Annotated in this window: 17 protein-coding genes; 2 read left to right on the forward strand and 15 right to left on the reverse strand. The window is 69.7% G+C overall.

Features of this window, described 5'->3' with window-relative positions:
• Positions 1 to 477 precede the first annotated feature (477 nt).
• The 5 genes from ACFYQ5_RS21010 to ACFYQ5_RS21030 form a co-directional block, all read right to left on the reverse strand.
• Positions 478 to 669: a hypothetical protein gene (locus ACFYQ5_RS21010; RefSeq protein ID WP_366533024.1), complete on the reverse strand. Its 192-nt coding sequence runs from the start codon at positions 667 to 669 to the stop codon at positions 478 to 480.
• The gene (locus ACFYQ5_RS21015) at positions 666 to 2,306 is read right to left on the reverse strand and encodes a hypothetical protein (protein WP_389199372.1); all 1,641 of its coding nucleotides are present in this window, start codon (positions 2,304 to 2,306) and stop codon (positions 666 to 668) included. Before ACFYQ5_RS21015 ends, ACFYQ5_RS21010 begins: the two co-directional genes overlap by 4 nt.
• Positions 2,303 to 2,944, reverse strand: coding sequence for a WhiB family transcriptional regulator (locus ACFYQ5_RS21020; RefSeq protein WP_366533098.1), 642 nt, complete (start codon positions 2,942 to 2,944; stop codon positions 2,303 to 2,305). Before ACFYQ5_RS21020 ends, ACFYQ5_RS21015 begins: the two co-directional genes overlap by 4 nt.
• A gap of 162 nt (positions 2,945 to 3,106) precedes the next feature.
• Positions 3,107 to 3,823: a hypothetical protein gene (locus ACFYQ5_RS21025; RefSeq protein ID WP_366533022.1), complete on the reverse strand. Its 717-nt coding sequence runs from the start codon at positions 3,821 to 3,823 to the stop codon at positions 3,107 to 3,109.
• 2 nt (positions 3,824 to 3,825) lie between these two features.
• Positions 3,826 to 4,722, reverse strand: a complete 897-nt coding sequence (locus tag ACFYQ5_RS21030) for a helix-turn-helix domain-containing protein (RefSeq protein ID WP_389199373.1) — start codon at positions 4,720 to 4,722, stop codon at positions 3,826 to 3,828.
• Between the two features lie 654 nt (positions 4,723 to 5,376).
• Between ACFYQ5_RS21030 and ACFYQ5_RS21035 the strand changes: the two genes are divergently transcribed.
• Positions 5,377 to 6,231, forward strand: coding sequence for a helix-turn-helix transcriptional regulator (locus ACFYQ5_RS21035; protein ID WP_366533020.1), 855 nt, complete (start codon positions 5,377 to 5,379; stop codon positions 6,229 to 6,231).
• A 32-nt stretch (positions 6,232 to 6,263) separates the two neighbouring features.
• Here ACFYQ5_RS21035 and ACFYQ5_RS21040 read toward each other — a convergent pair whose 3' ends face one another.
• From ACFYQ5_RS21040 to ACFYQ5_RS21050, 3 genes are all read right to left on the reverse strand, one after another.
• Positions 6,264 to 7,505 (reverse strand): MAB_1171c family putative transporter, encoded by a 1,242-nt coding sequence (locus ACFYQ5_RS21040; protein ID WP_389199375.1) that lies wholly within the window; start codon positions 7,503 to 7,505, stop codon positions 6,264 to 6,266.
• A 10-nt stretch (positions 7,506 to 7,515) separates the two neighbouring features.
• Positions 7,516 to 7,812, reverse strand: a complete 297-nt coding sequence (locus ACFYQ5_RS21045) for a hypothetical protein (protein WP_366533018.1) — start codon at positions 7,810 to 7,812, stop codon at positions 7,516 to 7,518.
• A 943-nt stretch (positions 7,813 to 8,755) separates the two neighbouring features.
• Complete coding sequence (locus ACFYQ5_RS21050) at positions 8,756 to 9,736, reverse strand: hypothetical protein (protein ID WP_389199376.1); 981 nt, start codon at positions 9,734 to 9,736, stop codon at positions 8,756 to 8,758.
• A 392-nt stretch (positions 9,737 to 10,128) separates the two neighbouring features.
• On the opposite strand from ACFYQ5_RS21050, the gene ACFYQ5_RS21055 reads away from it, so the two are divergent.
• Positions 10,129 to 10,338, forward strand: coding sequence for a hypothetical protein (locus ACFYQ5_RS21055; RefSeq protein ID WP_104791578.1), 210 nt, complete (start codon positions 10,129 to 10,131; stop codon positions 10,336 to 10,338).
• 352 nt (positions 10,339 to 10,690) lie between these two features.
• On the opposite strand, the gene ACFYQ5_RS21060 is transcribed toward ACFYQ5_RS21055, so the two are convergent.
• The 7 genes from ACFYQ5_RS21060 to ACFYQ5_RS21090 form a co-directional block, all read right to left on the reverse strand.
• Positions 10,691 to 11,560 carry a phytanoyl-CoA dioxygenase family protein gene (locus tag ACFYQ5_RS21060; RefSeq protein WP_389199378.1) on the reverse strand — a complete coding sequence of 290 codons (870 nt, stop codon included), beginning with the start codon at positions 11,558 to 11,560 and terminating at the stop codon, positions 10,691 to 10,693.
• Positions 11,557 to 13,674 carry a phosphoketolase gene (locus ACFYQ5_RS21065; RefSeq protein ID WP_389199380.1) on the reverse strand — a complete coding sequence of 706 codons (2,118 nt, stop codon included), beginning with the start codon at positions 13,672 to 13,674 and terminating at the stop codon, positions 11,557 to 11,559. The genes ACFYQ5_RS21060 and ACFYQ5_RS21065 overlap by 4 nt, the downstream gene beginning before the upstream one ends.
• Positions 13,664 to 14,227, reverse strand: coding sequence for an L-threonylcarbamoyladenylate synthase (locus ACFYQ5_RS21070; protein WP_389199381.1), 564 nt, complete (start codon positions 14,225 to 14,227; stop codon positions 13,664 to 13,666). The genes ACFYQ5_RS21065 and ACFYQ5_RS21070 overlap by 11 nt, the downstream gene beginning before the upstream one ends.
• 106 nt (positions 14,228 to 14,333) lie before the next feature.
• Positions 14,334 to 15,104, reverse strand: coding sequence for a phytanoyl-CoA dioxygenase family protein (locus ACFYQ5_RS21075; protein WP_389199383.1), 771 nt, complete (start codon positions 15,102 to 15,104; stop codon positions 14,334 to 14,336).
• Between the two features lie 78 nt (positions 15,105 to 15,182).
• Entirely contained in the window at positions 15,183 to 15,962 is a 780-nt protein-coding gene (locus tag ACFYQ5_RS21080; protein WP_389199385.1) for a class I SAM-dependent methyltransferase, read from the reverse strand.
• Positions 15,959 to 16,633, reverse strand: a complete 675-nt coding sequence (locus ACFYQ5_RS21085; RefSeq protein WP_389199387.1) for an HAD family hydrolase — start codon at positions 16,631 to 16,633, stop codon at positions 15,959 to 15,961. The genes ACFYQ5_RS21080 and ACFYQ5_RS21085 overlap by 4 nt, the downstream gene beginning before the upstream one ends.
• A gap of 20 nt (positions 16,634 to 16,653) precedes the next feature.
• Positions 16,654 to 17,079 carry a hypothetical protein gene (locus ACFYQ5_RS21090; protein WP_389199389.1) on the reverse strand — a complete coding sequence of 142 codons (426 nt, stop codon included), beginning with the start codon at positions 17,077 to 17,079 and terminating at the stop codon, positions 16,654 to 16,656.
• Between the last annotated feature and the right edge of the window lie 6 nt (positions 17,080 to 17,085).

A 17,085-nucleotide genomic window follows, 5' to 3' on the forward strand; every position in this document is an offset into this window, starting at 1 on the left:
CCCCCCGGTGCCGATCCGCTCCCGCCACTCCAGGGGCGGGGGACGCAAGAGCATTGCTCCCGACGGGAGCAATGCTCTTGCGATAACTTGCTCGCCCCGAGACCGAGTTGGGCTCAAGTGCAGGTGCCGGGGTGGTGCCGTTCTTGGGTGCGTTTGTCATCGGGATTCGGTCCTCGTGGAGCGGGTGTGTTGCTGGATGGTTGCGGCCAGCGCGAGGACATCGGCTGGGCTGGCAAGGACGCGGACCGGTCTGTTGGGACGGTCCTGGACGAGCCACTGCCCGGTTGGCGTGAGGACGACGGCGTGGAGGAGTTGCCGGCGGACCAGGACGTCCGCCCAGGCATCGGCCTCGGCGGTGGGGGGCTCGGAAAGGCGAGGGGGACGAGGAATCACGGCGTACCTCCTAAGAGGGGCGGTGGCCCGGCGTGGAGCCGGGCCACTTTACGGGTACGGGCTTTGAGCTGGGGTTTTGCCGGTTCAACCGCACTCGGGGCAGCGCCCGACGTGACTGTTGAGCGCGCGGGCCATCCGCTGTTTCGCCGAAGCAGCCTGCTTCGCACTGGACTTCGCCGCCGGCCTGCCTGCGTGCCGCTTGGAGTGAGCGAGCATGAATCCGATCTCTCGCTCGTACTCCGCGCGGACGGTCTTGAACTGGTGGCAGGTCTTCATCGGGCGGTGCTCCTCGTCGTCGTGATGTCCTCGTTCCGCAGCTCCTGAAGGACGAGGCCGATTCGGTCGTTACCGACACCCGTCAGGCCCTGGCGACGGATGATTTCGCGCAGCTGCACCCGAGTGATCGCTCCGTTGCCGTCCCGTTCGAGGAGAGCGGGAACATGGGGGTGTACCTCGCGGACAAGCTGGCGCTCGGACTCGCTCGGCTCGCGTGCCTGGCGCTCCGTCTGCGGAGAGCGGGACCGGGCACGCTTGTCCTTGTTCTTCGTCCGGGACGTCCTGGTCGGCTTCCGGCGAAGCGGGACGTTGTGTCCGCGGTCCTGGGTGTTCTCGGTCCCGGACTCGGTGGGGGTCGGTCCGCGGTCCTGGGTGTTCTCGGTCCCGGACTCGGTGGGGGTCGGTCCGCGGTCCTCGGCGCTATCGGTCCCGGACTTCGCGAGGCTCGGCCCCCGATGAGAATTTGGGTCCTGAGCTGCTACCTTTCGCGCGTTGCGGTCAGTCCTCGCGGCCGCTGTGTCCCGCGCTGCGGCTTCTGGATCGGCGGGACCGGTCCCCGGGACCGCGCTGTCTTCAGGGAGCTTGGTCCCCGCGGACATCCCCGTTGCGTCGCCCTCGGTCCCCGCGTCGGCCTTAGCTTTAGGGTCCGCCTCCTCGGGGACCGGTCCCCGAGGAGTCCTCGGTCCTCGGTCCCGGACCGGCTCGTCGGAACCATGGGGACCCGGGACGGGGACGGGGACATTCGATGTCGGCTGTGCGGGGACCGTGGCTGCCGATGCGCTGTTGTGCGCCGGGGACCAGGGAGAAGGGAGCGGGACCGTGGCGAGCGCGAGCGCGTGTCGCCGGGCAGCGAGCTGGTCGAGCAGCTGTGCTCGCTGGAGGGGGTCGGTGCCGACCGCAGCCCTGCCGACCGCCTTCGACAGGCGTCGCGTCAGCCGTCGGCCGCGACGGCTCTGCTGCTGCTCGGGTGTGCGCTCGGCGAGGCGGGCTGCGAGGGTGACCGCACGGCCGGTGGCCCGGTCCCGGGTGATCTGCGCGGCGTCGCGGTCTCGCGCGGCGATGCCCAAGCGGGACAGCAGCCGCTCGCGTGCCTCCCGGCCCAGGACGGCGATCAGTCCGTGCGAGGCTGCACCCGGGGTGCGCAGGCGCAGTTCGATGCCCATGGCCAGGTGCCACAGCATCGCCGCCATGACCGGTCCGACGAAGGCACGGACCGTGCCGCCGACGGGGCCGCTCTCGGCGTAGGCGGGGATCACCTGCACCGTAGTGATCACCCAGACCAGCGTGCCCGGCAGGCCGGGGGCGCCCTGGACGGTGAGGTTCTGCCGTGCCATCAGCGCGGTCGCGAACAGGGCGAGTTCGGCGGCTGCGAACATGGCGGCTCTCTCGGCGGTGCCGGCCATGTCGAGGTAGTCGGCGGCGAAGCGCCACGAGGTGTCGGCGCTGTAGGCGGTGCAGCCCAAGGCGGCGACGGCGGCGACCTTGACTGCCGGGCCGCCGAGACGTTTCTGCGAGCGAGTCCCCCGGCGCCGGATGGTCCAGGCGGTCAGCACGAGCGCGAGGGCGGCGGGCACGACGACGGCGAGGAGGAGAGGGAGATCCGAAGTAGCACCGAAGGTGAGGACAGGGTGGGTCATGCTGCCTTTCCGAGAGGGGCGTGCGCCGAGGTCGGAGCCGCCGGGCGGCCTGTCGGCTGCTGAGTACCGGGAACTGCGGGCGCGGGGGCGCCCTTGCCCTTGAAGGTCTTCTTCCGCTTCTTCTTGGAGCGGGGCACGCCGTACTTGCGGTCGCGGTCGAAGACCTTGTTGGCCGCTTGCCGGAGCAGGTCGCGGGCGTGCTTGTAGCTGATCTGCAGGGAGGCGGCGAGCCGGTCGGGCTGCCAGCCCCGGACGTACGCGTGGTCGATGACCACCTGCCGCTCGGCTTCCGTCAGGTGAACGTCGCGTCCTTGGAAGAAGGCGGTCACACGCCGGTAGTCCAAGCGCCGGTGCAATTTGTCGTGCAGCGGGCGCCGCTCGGCTTCGGTGAGCCCGCCCCAGACGCCCTCCTTGAGGACGTTCTCCAGGGCGAAGTCCAGGCACTCGCGGCGTACGGGGCACCAGCCGCACAGCTCCTTCGCCTCCGCGATCTCCTCGTGATCCCGGGGCCCGGGGAAGAACACGGCGTCGGCGTCCTCGACGTCCATGCCGTGGCACGCTCCGCGGGTGTGCCAGCTGGTGTCTCCGATGCCGCGCAGGCCGGTGGCCGGCGCGTCGTGGGTGGTGATGTGGCGCAAGGTGAGTCTCCGATGTGCTGCCACACCGGCCGGCTAGCGCAGTGCTCGGCGGGTGCGGCGTCGGGTGCCGGCTGCGGTGCGTGGGCGTGCGTCGCAGCCGGTGCGGGGCGGTGAGGTCAGGTGGCGGTGCAGCGGACGGGATGCACGCGCCGGGTGCGCCGGTCAGGCCAGGGCGGGCTGCTGGGCCTGCTCGGTGTGCTGGACCTGCTGGGCGTCGGCGAGGTCGAGACGGCCGGGGTGCGGGGTGGCGCGCGGTGTGATGGCGCGTACCCCGTCGTTGGGGCCGATCCGGCGGCGTCGGCACGGCTCGCCGACCGGGGCCAGGCACCACTCGCATCGCACGCTCAGGGCATCGGGCCGTCCTTGCGCGACGGCGGCCTCGCGCGCTGCCCGGGAGGGCCGGAACGGTGCGAGAGCGGCTCGGGCAGCGGGCGGTATGCAGGAGCCGATCTGGTCCAGCCGAGCCTGCAGCCTCGGGTTGATCTCATCCTGGCTGCTGGTGATGGCCAGGGCCTGCGCGGGCTGCGCCATGCCTGCGGCGACAGCGCGACGGGTGCCGACCAGCTCGGCGGTCCAGGCGGCCTGGTCGTCCGGGTCCGCGGACGGCGTGGGGTCGGAGTGGAGGGCAAGGCGGTTGCGCCGGTAGCTCTCCCAAGGGCGGACCACGTCCGCCGGCTGGATCTGGTACGGCGAGGTGCGGTAGTGCTGGCGGGCGGTGACGCGGGCGTCCCAGCCGTGCGGGGTGGCGATCGGCACGTCACCGAGCAGCTCGTTCCACTGGGCGAGCTGGTCGCGGGCCTCGCCCTCGTCGGTGCGGATGCTGCGGGGGTCGAGCCGGCCGATGTAGGCCAGCAGGGCGGCTATTTCGCGGCGGTCCACGGTCAGCCCTCCGTTCCGGTCGGCTCGTCGAGGGCGGCGAGAAGGGCGGCGGTGTGGGCCTCCGCCCGCGTCATCCCGCCAGACGCAGCGGTGTTCTTGCCGGGCACGGCGTGGAGGTTCGGGCGGTTGGGGGCGTGCTCCCGGGTGATCCAGGAGCGCCAGTCGGCAGCCCAGGCTTCCGCCGGCCTCGGAGCATGGCCTGCCCGGTGTGCACGCCACTTCGCGTCGGCGGACTGCAGGCCCTGCTCGCCGAGGCGGTCGAGGTGTCCCTGCTGGCGGGTCCAGGTGTGGGTGGCGGGGTCGACCTGCCACTCGGCAGCCGAGGTGACCGCAGCACCACCACTGCTGTACCTCCGGTTCAAATCAGGTTCACTACGGTTCTGTGTGCCGGTGGCCGGTACATCGCTGTGCCGGTGGCCGGTACGCCGCTGTGCCGGTTTCCGTCGCGACCTGCCGGTTTCCGGTACTGCCGGTTTCCGGACCCTCGCAGGGGATTCCGGCACCTCACGCGGGCGGATTCCGTACCGCCGCAAAGCCGACAGCCGGAGCTCCGCAGGGGCGGCGGGCTCGTCCGACACCGCCGTGTCGCCGTCTTCCTTCCGCTGCTCTCTCAGCGCCTGTGCGACCGCTTCGGCGGCGAGAGGCAGGCGATAGACCGTGCTGCGCTGCGGGCCCACCAGGTCGTCGAGCTGTTCCAGCTCGCCGGCGAGGAGCAGGCGCTCGATGGCTTCGCGCACCGTGGAGACCGAGGCCCGGGTGCGCTTGGCCAGGCTGGACAGCGAGGCCCAGGAGATGCACTGATCGTCGGCCACCCGGTCAGCGATCGACAGCAGGACCAGACGCGCGGCCCCTCGGCTGGAGCTGTGCTCCCACACCCATTCGCGGGCATCGGCGCTCATCGGCCGCTCCTGGCGACGAGGCGGCGCCCGCAGGTTGCCGAGGCAGGGATGGCGCGTGCCGACCTGGGTCGGCGAGGTGCGGAGGTGGAGGCGGCTGCCGTGTAGGCCGGGGGGAAGGGCCTTTTGCGCATGGCGGAGCGCATGCAAGAATCTCCTTTTGTGTTGCCGCGCTGAGACGCCCCGTGGAAGGGATCAGCGTGGTGATGGTGGCGATCTCCGCCCTTGCCGGGGCGGTACAGCCGTTAGGCGTTCGGCGTCCGGGAGTTGCACCTCTCGGACGCCGTCGCTGTATCTGGAGCTATGAGGCGCTGAATGCCCGCATTGTGCTGCTCCTTCTGTCGTCGCCCGGACCGGGTGCTCGGGCGACGACGAACATACGCAGGACCGCGCTTCAAGATCCAGACTTGGTTCTTAAACTCTGTAGAAGTCGCGCGGCTGGAGGCGCGGGATAGTGGATCACGAAGGGTTCTCCGGAGTCAGATGGCCGAGGTGTGGGCCATGCGACGGAGCACAGTGAGCCACAAGCGGACGGTTGGACTCCGTTTTTGCTGCGCGAGAGTCCGTGCGACGAGAACCTACGTCATGTAGATTTCTGTTGCAAGAGTATGGGGGGGTGGCCCTCCACTCCGATACCTGCAGCTCAGGGAGCGACCGATGCCTCCGCGCCGATTCGATGGCCGACGCCTGAGAGCCAGGCGCCGGGAAGCCGACATGCACCAGCGCGTCCTGGGCAGGGAGGCGGGTGTGGGGTCGCATGAGCCCGTGGCCCGCTGGGAGAGCGGCAAGTCGATCCCCCCGGCCGAGAAGCTCCCGGCTATCGCGCGGGCGCTAGGCGCGGACATCGACGTCCTCTTCCCGCGTGACGGGGATCCTGACCTGGTGGACCTCCGATGCGACGCGGGGTACTCCCAAAGTCACGCGGCGGAGCTGAGCGAAGCGGTCAGCCGGTTCCGCTTGGGGGCTGCGGAGCGCGGCGTGCGCATGCTCGACGAGTCGTCTCTGCCCGACCTGGCAGGGCTCTACGGGGTCACAATTGAGGAATTGCAGGCGGCCCAGCGCAGATCATTCGGGGAGAGCGCTCCCACGCCAGAGCCAGTCGACTCCTCCGGCCCCCAGCTAGCCGACACACTCTCCGAACTCATGGAAGCGCGGTTCCCTGACAGTCGTCCCGGAGCTGGGGAACTGGCCGCCGCAGTCAACGAAAAGCTCGGTGCGGAGGTGCTCAAGGCCGAGCAGGTGGACGCACTGCTCAGCGGCGCCTCTGCTGAAGACATCTTCGACGACGGCGCCCGCACAGTCGCTTTCGAGGCGCTCGGCGCGTACTTCGATGTATCGCCCATGGTCTTTCACAACGGACAGTCAGCGCAAAAACGCGTACTGGAGGACATCCGCTTCCTGGCGGCTCAACATGACGTGGCCCTCGCTGCGCGAGGCGGCGAGGGCGGCATCTCCCCAGCCTTCCTGGCCGTCCTCAACAAGTTGCTCGCTGACGATGAGGGTGAGCGCTGACCGATGCCCGTCGGATCCAGTACCGCGTGCGTTTAACGCGCAGCTTGGTCGCTGAGGTGGTGCGCGTCGGGCTCCCCGGCTGCCCGGGCGAGCAGAGCCTCGAGTTGCCTGTCCGAGATGGTCGCGTAGACGGCCTGCACGCGAGCGAGCCAGTGCGCCTCGGCATGGATATCTGAGAGCGGTTTGTCCCGGAGTCCTCTCACCGGCAACCGGGAACGCAGGCCGGAGCGCGCGTTATGCAAGGCTGCCTTGATCCAGTACGCCTCCGCTGCCGGCTCCGGGTCCGGGTGCGCGGCGGTCGCGTCTTCCGCTACGTGCAGCAGGGACGGAGTGGCGTAATGCCGCAGCTGTTCCACTGCGTCCCCGATGTCTTGCGTCCACTGATCGAGCCTGACATCGAGCGACGGTGAAGTCCTGGTCCACTCCCGCAGACGGCTCGCAGACGGTTGGAACGGGATGTCAGGGAAGGCGTCCATCAGGTCGCGCCGCAGCGGGTACAACGCGTGCAGCGCCCTCCAGGCCGTCCAGCGCGCCGAAAGGGCCTTCGCGGAAGGGATGCTTGCTCCCGCGGCCCACAGGAGGGCAACCGTGAGATTGCTGGTATCGGCGACGACTCGCATGGTCGGGGCACTGGCGCTCGTCGGGGCCCAGACTGTGACGATCCGGAATAGCGAGTAGAGCGTGTACAGCGCCGTTGCGATGGCCATCAGCGCGAGTCCGATGCGCAGAAGCCTAGTGTCCGCGTGTCGAGCGGCGCGGCCCCACTGGAAGGCGCAGGTCGCCGAGGCAGACGCAAGGTAGATATACAGGATGCTGATGAAGGTGGCCGCGCCCCATTGCCCCGCGTGGTCGGTCGCGAACTCGGTACTGGGAGGGCCGCTTCGGTCCACCGCGGTGAAGAAGAGGATGACCATCGCGCCGACAGCGCCGAACGCGCAACCGTGCGCGATGCGGTTGACGCGACGGGACGTCTCCACGTAGCGCGGATTGGCTGCCGGCCCCCGAGTCTTGCCGTAGATGGCCGTGATGTACCGCAGAACGGCGAGGATGGCGAATATCGAGGTGAGGTACTTCACCAGCACATACAGGTCGGTTATCGGGGAGTCCAGAGCGCTCTTGACCGCAGGTACACGACACCACAACGCGGCGGCGAACCCGGACGCGCACGCCCAGAGGGCCCGCCTCTCCGGGTCGTCATAGCGAAGCGCCGGCAACCGCCACAAGGCCATCACCGTCATGACGGTGGCTCCGATGTAGGTGCAGATGTCGAGCATCGGTGCCGCCTCAGAACTTCCCGGTGTAGAGCGGCGGCGCCACGGGATGGGAGAGGCTGGACTCCAGGAGGCTCATCGGATCCTTGCCGGTTCCTGCCTGCCGCTGGAGCTTGATCTTGATGAGAGTGGCAGACAGCTCGGCCTCCCTCTCCTCCACCGAGCCGAAGCGTGCCCTGGCCTGGACCACGAGGTCCGGCCCAAGGTCGGTGACGATGCGCTCCCAGACGGGTTCAGGGACGCTGAGAAGGGCCTCTCGGGGAGAGAGGTTGGAACGGTGGTCGAGCCACTCATGGGCCAGTTCGTGCAAAATTGTATGTTCTGTCTGATGCGGGGTTGGGCGCCGCCGGAAAAGTATGTACGTGGTATCTCGCCCCCGGACCCGCAGCCCGCATGCAGTGCGACGATCAGATTCCATGTCGTCCACCTGTACGAGGCGGATCGTGCGGCCACTGACGGCTTCCATGGGGGCCACCAGGGCGCTCACGTCGGGGGCGTCACTCGGGAGCGGCAAGTTGCGCAGCTTTGCGTCGCACCGCCGCCGCAACTTGCGCATCTCGCTGCCCGAAAACAGCGAACGCGACGAAAGCATTGCCGTCCCTTCCTGGTTGCCACTTTTGCTGCGCATGTCAGTCCGGCGCGAGTGGCGCGTTCCTGTGAGCGCGAGAGGTTATGCCGGGGAAGCGAGCCTCTCCGTGTGATGACCTTATGCTTGCCGCCAGACAGGGATTTGTCGGGTGCATGCCCTGCTGGTCATTTGGCTGGATGCGGTGGGCCGCCACTTCGTGTGTGCAACTCTGATTCGGGGTGGGGTATTTAGCAGCGCCGAGTGTCGCGAAGTGATCTCGCCTGCGCCACGTAGTCGGCAGAGCGCGACAGTGCCTGTGTGGTCCGAATCACAGAATATCGAGCCGGTGGGCGCGATGGCCTAAATGTCGGGATAGGCAACTTCGCTTCTGAGTCTTCAAGTCAATAGATTCGAAGCTTGTGGATTCCTGTTGGAAGGGTGGCCCAAGACTGCGGATCGCAAGGCGCCGCATAGCTTTGCACCTTGAGAGGGTGTTGTCTGCAATCGCCGGAAATCCCCGCCTGTCAAACGAATGTGAGGGAGCGTCACCCGGGCCGCCAGTGTCAGTGGCGTGGAGCCGCAGGGTCGGTATTCGAGAGGGTGTGAACAACTGCGCCGCTGTTTAGGTAAATGACCTAGCGTCAGCTTTGCGCCGCTCATCGGCCCGCAGGGGGTGAGCGCTGGGCTACCTATCGAACGAAGGGCTGGGGCGCGCGGGGCTGGGGTTGCTCGGCGGGTTGACGCCCAAACCCGGCAGGAGCAGCTTGCCTAGATCCGCCCCTATACCGCCTGTTTCGAGCGTCTCGTCCACGGTGAGCTCCGATAGGTCGAGATCGGCGGGGTCCCGAGCACCACGGTGTCGCAGCTCGCGGACGATGAGGGCGGCCAGGTCTGTGGCCCCCTCCATCCCGCGAGGGAAGGTCGCCTCCCACCACCGGAACGGAACCTCAGAGTGCCAGCCACGGCTCAGAATGGCAGCTTCGTACTCGGTGTGACCTGGGCTCCACTGGTCTGGCGAGTCAGTTCCGTCGATTAGTGCCATCAGCTCATCATGCGGGTTGCACAGGACAGCCAGGACTCGATCCCCGTCTGCCCGGTTCGTGACATTGAACCCCACTGCGGCGGAGCCAAGCTGAGCCGGCAGCTGATTCGACAAAGCCATCAGCAGTGATCTGAACGACTCCTCCAGGAGCGGCCAGTCCGAGGCTGGAGGACTTGACGGCGCAAAGGTGGCGAGTTCGGCTCCATCCTTGCGGATCACCTGCCACAGGTAAGGAAGATCGTTGTAAGTTGCTACCTGATTGGGGGCACTACCCACCCCCTGGCGAAAGATCGAGAGCTCCCGGTCGTTGAGATCGTCGCTCCTGTGGATGGAGAGTTGCAACCCGCTCCGTCCTTGATCCAAAAGTAGGGTGTCGGTCGCTGACTGCCACCGGATGCTCGGGCCAATTCCGCTACCCCCGTACTGAGCGGGAAACCCGAGACGTTCCACTATGGCCTTTAGTGCTGCCCGAACGTGGTTGTTGCCGTCCTCACGCGGCAGTGATTGCGTGAGCGCCTCCTCCACGGGGATGGGGGCCCCCCGGTAGTCAGCTGTCGTCGGCCGCTGGTACAGTCTTTCGGCTATTTCCCCGACGCGGGCTCGTCGCATTCTCTCCATGTTCACATAATGTACTGGACGCTCGCTTAGTGCCTTTCTGGTGGGGCGCCCAGTCAACGATTGGATATACCTCGTTACTCCTGCCTCACCTAGATGAACGTCTAGCTCCGTTTCCCGGAGCATCCGTTTTCTCGGTAGGGCTGATCGATGTCGCAGCCGCCGTGCCGATAAAGGGGTGGAAGGGCAACTTCGCTGGCCGGGAGGGGCTTTGCCGGGCAGGAGCGCTAGGTCGAGCATCATGGCGTGCATCTGATGCGCGGCATGGGCCTCATGAAAGGAGCCAGGCGAAAGGGCGGGGCAGTCCTAGGTGCGCCCTTACAGCTGCGCCAATGAGGCCGGGCGCGCCGCACCGGCACAGCGAACATGCCGTGACCGGCGATGAGTCGCACCCTGGAGAGATGAGCGCGCCGATAGTCATTCACCGCCTCTCTCCCACGGGTGGGCGTCGGGTTACGATCCGTGGCCAGATCGCCGGGCTGGCCTATGAGGACCAGGACGTCGTGGAGTTCCTGCGCCGGGCAGGGCTGCCGGACGGGGTGGAGCTGCTGGACCGGCCGGAGTGGGTGGAATGGCGGGGTGGGCGTGCGCATTCGTACATGGCGGCGTAGTAGCCCGTGGCGGGCCGGCTTCGGCGCCGTCGGCTCAGCTCGCAGTCGGGTGGCCGGGTGAACCTCGCGCGGCTCGTGTATTTCTCCAGGTCACCGATGGTGCCGGAGTGCGGGGTGTTGCCAGGCATGGCTACGGCTGGGGCTAATCGCTTCGCGGCGGTCTTGGGGGTACGGGCCTCCACAGGGTCGGGCTGGACAACGTCCCCCAGGACGGGTGCGTCAGCACGAGGATGACCTTCCGCGCCTTTTCCATCAGGCGGGCATGGAGGCTCCGCCGCGCGGTTTCGCCCTCCCAACGGCTCGGCCGTCTCACCCCCGAGTGTGACGGCGCGGAACCTCTAGCCAGAAGCCCCTACCAACGCTTCTGGGCCGACGTTGAAGCCCATGGGCCGCTCTCCCACCAGGAGCGGATGGGAGCGGCTCCGCTGCCCTTGGCGAGGGATCCGTCCGGGTGACGGTCGGGCAGGCCCAGGAGCTGCTGTTCGCTCGGGGTGAGCGCGGGGTCTTTCCGGAGGTCGGTGGCGGGGTCGTCGACGGGGTGGAGCCAGCGGTATCCGTACTGGAGCATGAGGGCGATGCGGGGGCGGCCGGAGAGGTTGATGCCTCCGGTGTGCCAGGTCCGGTTCTCGAAGAGGACTGCGTCGGTTCCGGTGACGCTGATGTGGGGGGTGACGGCGCCGGGCGGGTCAATGGCGCCGGCGGGGACGACGGGCTCTTCGGGGAGGCGGTGGCTGCCGGGGAGGAACATGGTCAGCCCGCAGTCGGGGGTAACGGGGGTGAGGTAGTGGGCGGCCTTGATCGCCATGCGGGGGGTGTGGGGGAAGCCGAGGTCGGCGGTGACGCCGTACATGTCGCGGTGCCAGCCGTGGCGGCCGGGGATGCGGATGGTGCGGGGCGGGCCGCTGGGCAGGGCGATGAGGTGGGCGGAGAGTAGGTGGATGTTCGGGCTGAGGAGCTGGACGACGGTGGGCAGGACGGCTGGGTTGGCGAGGAGCGGGAGGAAGGCAGGGTCGAGGTTGAGGCATCCGCGGAAGCCGTCCTTGCCGTCGCCTCCTCGGTCGCGGCCCTGCGTGATGTCGCTGCCCAGCAGCTTCTCGGCGGCGGTCAGGAGCCGGTCGCCTAGGGCCGGGGTGATCGCGTTGCGGATGACCGCGTACCCGTCGCGTTCGAAGGCGTCGATGGTGCCGGCGTCGGGGGCGAAGGGTGGGGGCGGGGTGCTCATGCCGGTATCTCCTTCGGAGCGTCGGTGAGGGTGGTGGCGAGCTGCCACAGGCCGGGGTCGTCGAGGCCGCAGAACTGTCGGAGGTGCGTCTGGGAGACGGGGCGCCCGGGGTCGCGATAGCCGAGAACGGTGAGCCGGGGCCCGGGGTGGTGGCGTCCGAGCAGGGCGTGGACGTCGGCGGGGTGTCCGTTGGTGGCCAGGACGACCGGTGCCCGGGTGCCGAAATGGCGGGCGAACGCCTCCGGGGCGAGGGCGAGGGGGCGGGTGCCGTCCTCGGCGAGGACCGTGAGGTCGTGGACGTGGACGTACCGCAGGCGCAGGCCGGGGCGTTCGGCGCGCAGCCGCTGGGCGAGGGTGGTCAGGGCCTCGGCGGGCAGGTCGCCGGCGGAGGCGAGGATCAGGTGTGGCTCTCCGGGGCCGGGGTGGGTCAGGTGGGGCCAGGTCGCGATGCCGTGCCGCAGTTCCTCGTCGAGGGTCTCCAGCGGGTGGTGGACGGCCGTGTGCTTGCCGGCGACGACGATCGTGCACCGGTCGAGCTTGCGCAGGGCGAAGGTGAGGGCGGCGGCGGTGCGCGCGGGGTCGGCGGGGGTGAGGACGTGGAGCGCGGGGTCGCCGCCGGCCAGTAGGGCTGAGGTGAGGCTGGGGTTTTGGTGGGTGAGGGTGTTGTGCCAGCCCAGGCTGGTCAGCAGGTAGACCAGGCTGGGCAGCGGGGCGAGCCCGGCGTGCCGGCGCATGGACCGGTGCTTGAGCTGCTGCTGGATGAGGCTGAGGGTGATCGGCGCGAATGCCTCGTAGGTGGCGACGAGGGCGTGTCGGCCGGTCTCCGTGTAACCCTGGGCCCAGGCGTGGCACAGCTCCTCGCTGAGCACTTCCACCGCCCACGGCACCGGGCGCCCGTGCTCGTCGGTGAGGTCGAGGCGGTTGGAGGCCAGCTCGTCGGGGCTGAACACGCGGAACGGCCCCTGCTCGGCGCGGGCCCGCAGGACCTCGGGGACCACCTGTGCGAACGGGCGGCCGGCGGCGTGGGCGGCGACCTGGGTGGAGGCGGCGACGCAGCCGCGCGGCGCCGGCAGGCCGTCGGGATCGGGCCGGGGCAGCGGGAGCGCGGGCAGCAGGTGCGGCCGGGGCCGGCCGCTGGAGGTGAGGAGCTGGGCGGGCTGGTAGGAGGCCAGCCACTCGGCGAGCGCGTCGAACTCGGCGGGTACACCGGCCGGGTTGCGTAGCGGTGTCTTGTGGATTGTCGGGGTGTCGGCGAGGTGGGTGGGGGCGCCGTGGCCCTTGTCCAGGGTGAGGACCAGGACGCTCGACGGTCCCGGAATGCCCAGGGGCTGTGCGGCGCCGAGCGCTTCGGCCACCGTCTGGCGGAGCTGGCCGATGCCGAGCCCGTCGCTGTAGACGGGCCGATGGCCGAGGCCGGTGAAATAGGCGGTGAGTTCGGCGCGGCTCAGGGTGGACAGCACGCTCCGGCCGCCCATGCGCAGCCCGTTGAGCAGGACGACGGGCAGGACGGTGCCGTGGTCGCCCGTACCGTGCAGCGCGCGGCTGGCGAGCCAGGAGGCGGCGGTCGTCCCGGTCTCGCACTCTCCGTCGCCGATCAGGACCACGGACAGCCGGTGGGGTGCGTCGAGGACGGTGCCCTGTCCGATCGCAAGGGCGGGACCGAGCTGGCCTCCGGTGTGCAGGTGGCCGGGGATCATCGGGGTGATCTCCCCGCCGATATCGGCCCGGGGGAAGCCCGCGACGAGTTCGCGCAGCCCGGCCTCGCCCAGGCGCAGGCGGGGGTGGGCGCGGCCGAGTCGTCCGGTGAGGTAGGCGTGGGCGAGCGCGGAGGGCCCGGCGTGCCCGGCGCCATGCAGGACGTGCAGCTCGTAGCCGTCGGGGACGGCCGCCTGGAGCGGGCCCAGGGCGGCGAGCATCCGGTTGACGGGTGGGCACACCCCCCAGTGGCCGGCCGGTTGCGTCTTGACGTCGGCCGGGGTCAGGGGCCGGGCCAGGAGCGGGTCGTCGCGCAGGTAGAGCTGGGCGAGACAGAGGTAGTCGAGCGCGTCGGCGACGGCGGCCACCGAGACGTCGGGCACCAGGCGGTTCGTGCGGCGGGCGAGGTCAGCCCACATGTGGTCCTCCTGGCGGGGCGAGAGCGGCTTCGACGGCGCGGGCGTGGACGGTGCCCTCACGTTGGAGGCGGGCTGCGGCGCCTGCGGGGCAGTCGATGATGGTCATGTGCCGGCCCTGCGGGCAGATCCCGCCGTCGACGACCGCGGCGATCCTGGCCCCCGTGGTCCGCTCGAAGGCGGCGACCTGGCCGGCGGTGAGCGCCGGGTGGTCCTTCTCGCCGGCGGCGGGAGTGGAGATGCTGCACACGGCGGCGGCCAGCGGTTCACCGGCCAGGGTGACGAGTCGGCCCAGGATCCCGTCGGGGCATCCGACGAGCGCCGGGGACCCGACCGCGGTGACGGTCTCGGTGCTCGGCCTCCACGGCAGACGCAGCGCCAGGTCCCCCGGCCACAGGCCGTCGGCCAGCAGGCGGGCGTCGCCGCTCAGGACGAACAGGGCCTCGGCCGTGACCGGGGAGTCGAGCAGGAGCAGCAGGGGCTTGGCGGTGGGGCGCTGCTTGGCGCGGAAGACCGCGTTGATGGCGGCGGGGTCGGCGGCGCGGGCACACAGCATGTACCAGCGGGGGGGTGGGCACGGCGACCATCTGCCCGGCGGCCACCATCCGGGCCGCGTCGGGGAGCTGGGCGAGGGTGAGGACATCCACGGTGCTCTCCCTTTCTCACGCGTTGCCGGGGTGGGCGAGGGCGGCGAGCGCCGGGTATTCCAGCCACGGGTCCGACAGGGCACGTAGGGCGAGGTCGGGGTGCTCGGCGTGGTGGACGCGGAAGTACACCATCAACCTCGGGTCGCTGCTGGTGTTCATGCCGACCCGGTGCGGAACGAGGTGGTGCATCACGACCACGTTGCCGGGCTCAGCGGTGAAGGCGGTGCCGTCCTGGACGTCGACGTCGTCGGGAGTCTGAGCCGGCTGCCCCAGGGCCCAGTCCGTGGCGAAATACCGGGCCATCCGGTGGTGCCCGCCGGCCACGTAATGCAGAGCGCCGGCGCCCGCAGTGGCGCTGCCGTCCAGGACGACGCCGACGATGAAGGTGAACGTACGCAGGTCGCAGGGTTCCAGGTGAGGGCAGGAGACGCCGTCGACGTGCATCCGCTTCACCGGCTGCTGCGCGCCGTGGGGCAGCCGGATCTGGATCTGCGCCCGGGTGACCGGAGCGGTCCTCGCAGGCCGCAGAAGATCTCCGGCCAGCTCCGCCAGGCCACTGCGCTGGTAGAAGGCGAGGAGGTCGGGGTGCTTCTCCAGCTCGGGGGCGAAGCTACGTTCGGTGTAGGCGGTGAGCCGCGCGGGGTCGTACGCCTCGGCTAACCAGTCGCTGACGAGGTCACGGGCCCGGGACAGGACTTCGCCGTGGATCAGGCCACGGCGTATGAGGACGCCGTCGTCAAGGAACCGGCGCCGCTCGTCGTCGCTCCACGTCTGAGGTCGGGGCATGGTGGTTCTCCTTCCGGAGGGACGGGATATAGAGCCGGGGTGGGGAGTGGGCCGCCCCGGCGTAGAGGGAGGAGCGGGTTAGCCGCGCCGGCCGAGGACGACCTGGAAGGAGGCGTGCTCGATCAGCCCGCCTGCGGCGGTGTGCTCGTCGAGCAGAGCTCGGGCACGGCGCTCGAAGTCCTCGACTCGCTCCCCGAACAGCGGCCGGGCGGCGAAGGAAGTCGAGTACAGGTAGCCGATCACGGTGTCGGTGGTCCACTGCCGCTCGACGGCGATGGTGTGCTCCTCGACCTGGCCGAAGGCGGACTCGGCGAGGATCTCGCTGTATGGCCGGTCGTGCGCCTCGTACTTCTTGCCCACTCCGGCTCGACGCTTCTCGCCCAGGTATTCCTGGATCAGGGCCCGCAGGGCGTCGGTCCACTCGGTGCGTGCGGTCCACAGGCTGCCGTCGTCCATGACCGCGACGGTCGCGTCCGGCGCGGTCATGCCCTCCAGACGCGACAACACCAGTTCCTGGTCCATCCAGTGGAACGCGCGGCAGACCGTGACGAGATCGGCCCGGGTGGAGGAGCGCGGGGTGAACTGCTCGGCCGAGGCGTTGTGCAGGCGGACGGTGACCGGCAGCCCGGCGAGCGCCTTGTCTGCCTCGGCGAGCATGCCCGCGTCCTGCTCGACGACGTCGATCTCCGTCACCGTCCCGGCCAGGGCGAGGGGAACCTGTCCGGTGCCGGACCCGAGGTCGAGCAGGACCCGGTGCTCCTTGCCGGCCACCCGCCGCGCGAGCAGCTCGACGGCCTCCTTCGGGATGCCGGGCCGGTAGGCGGCGTAGAACGGGGCAGTGGTGTCGAACTGGCTCACGGGGTGGTGCTCCTGATCGTGTGGGGTGACGGAAGGACGGTTTGCTCGATGTGCCCGACCGCGCGGGCGAGGTCGGGTACGACCGTGACCCGCCCGGGGTGCTCGGCCAGCAGCCGGAGGGCTTCGGCCGACGGCGGGCGCGGGGTGATCCACAGAGCTTGGGCTCCGGCGGCGAGGGCGCCGCGCACGTCGTAGTCGAGGCTGTCGCCTACGTGCAGCACCTCCGCGGGATCACGGTCGTGCAGCGAGGCAACAGTCTGCACAGCGCGTGGGTCGGGCTTGGTGAACCCGAGCTGCCACGAGGGGTGGTGGGCCCGGAGGTGGGGGGCGAGAAGGGCGGCGACGTCGGTCTCCCGCTCGTCCCAGTGGCTCACGTTCGACAGGGTGACCACTGGCACGATCCGGGCGATCCGTGCCACCGCCACTACCGCGCCGGGCCACAGAGTGAAGTGAGGCGGGCGGTGGTCGTGGGGGAAGGCAGACGGCGCGAGACCCAGAGCGGCGCACACCGTCTGCGGCCCCGACGCATCACGGCGCGGGTCCAGGGCGTGCAGGATCCGCTGGGCGACCTGCTTCGCCTCACGGGCCGGGAGCGGGGACAGCTCCACCAGGCGCTGCGTCAGCGTTGTCCCTGACGGCTCGCCCAGGGTGTATCCGACATCGAGGCTCACCAGCCGCACCCCACCTGCGTTCACGACAGACCCGCCAGAGCCGCGATGATCAGGCCGATCCGCTCGGTGCGCACTGGCCCGGAACCAGCTTCGCTGAGGAAGGTCAGCAAGTGCCGGGCTTCGGCCGGCGACCAGCTGCTGGTGTCGACACCGGCCTCGGCAGCAGCCTGGGCGAGGTCGTCGGGGATCGTCGGCGGGCGGGCGCCGTGCGGAATCAGCAAGGTACCGCCCCACTCCTCGCCGTCCTGCGACTGGGGCAGGACGGAGACGAGGGGTGCCAGAACGGTGACGTCGTCGAACGTGAGGATCCGGACAGGGAGGTCGGGCAGGCGCACCGGCTGGTCGAGGCGGAGAGTTGTCGACAGGAAAGTGTCGTGTCCGCTCAGCCGCTCGTCCACGACGAGCAGGACGGCTCCTTCGCGCTGCTCCAGACGTCCGCGGACCACTAACTC

It is taken from the genome of Streptomyces sp. NPDC005794 (assembly GCF_042871445.1).
Classification (GTDB): Bacteria; Actinomycetota; Actinomycetes; order Streptomycetales; family Streptomycetaceae; genus Streptomyces.

Bases quoted from the DNA above. Each gene is read 5' to 3' on its own strand.
- ACFYQ5_RS21075 (WP_389199383.1), bottom strand. From the start codon at position 15,104: ATGCCCCGACCTCAGACGTGGAGCGACGACGAGCGGCGCCGGTTCCTT.
- ACFYQ5_RS21030 (WP_389199373.1), bottom strand. From the start codon at position 4,722: ATGAGCGCCGATGCCCGCGAATGGGTGTGGGAGCACAGCTCCAGCCGA.
- ACFYQ5_RS21035 (WP_366533020.1), top strand. From the start codon at position 5,377: ATGCCTCCGCGCCGATTCGATGGCCGACGCCTGAGAGCCAGGCGCCGG.
- ACFYQ5_RS21015 (WP_389199372.1), bottom strand. From the start codon at position 2,306: ATGACCCACCCTGTCCTCACCTTCGGTGCTACTTCGGATCTCCCTCTC.
- ACFYQ5_RS21040 (WP_389199375.1), bottom strand. From the start codon at position 7,505: ATGCTCGACATCTGCACCTACATCGGAGCCACCGTCATGACGGTGATG.
- ACFYQ5_RS21065 (WP_389199380.1), bottom strand. From the start codon at position 13,674: ATGTGGGCTGACCTCGCCCGCCGCACGAACCGCCTGGTGCCCGACGTC.
- ACFYQ5_RS21055 (WP_104791578.1), top strand. From the start codon at position 10,129: ATGAGCGCGCCGATAGTCATTCACCGCCTCTCTCCCACGGGTGGGCGT.
- ACFYQ5_RS21060 (WP_389199378.1), bottom strand. From the start codon at position 11,560: ATGAGCACCCCGCCCCCACCCTTCGCCCCCGACGCCGGCACCATCGAC.
- ACFYQ5_RS21010 (WP_366533024.1), bottom strand. From the start codon at position 669: ATGAAGACCTGCCACCAGTTCAAGACCGTCCGCGCGGAGTACGAGCGA.
- ACFYQ5_RS21070 (WP_389199381.1), bottom strand. From the start codon at position 14,227: ATGCTGTGTGCCCGCGCCGCCGACCCCGCCGCCATCAACGCGGTCTTC.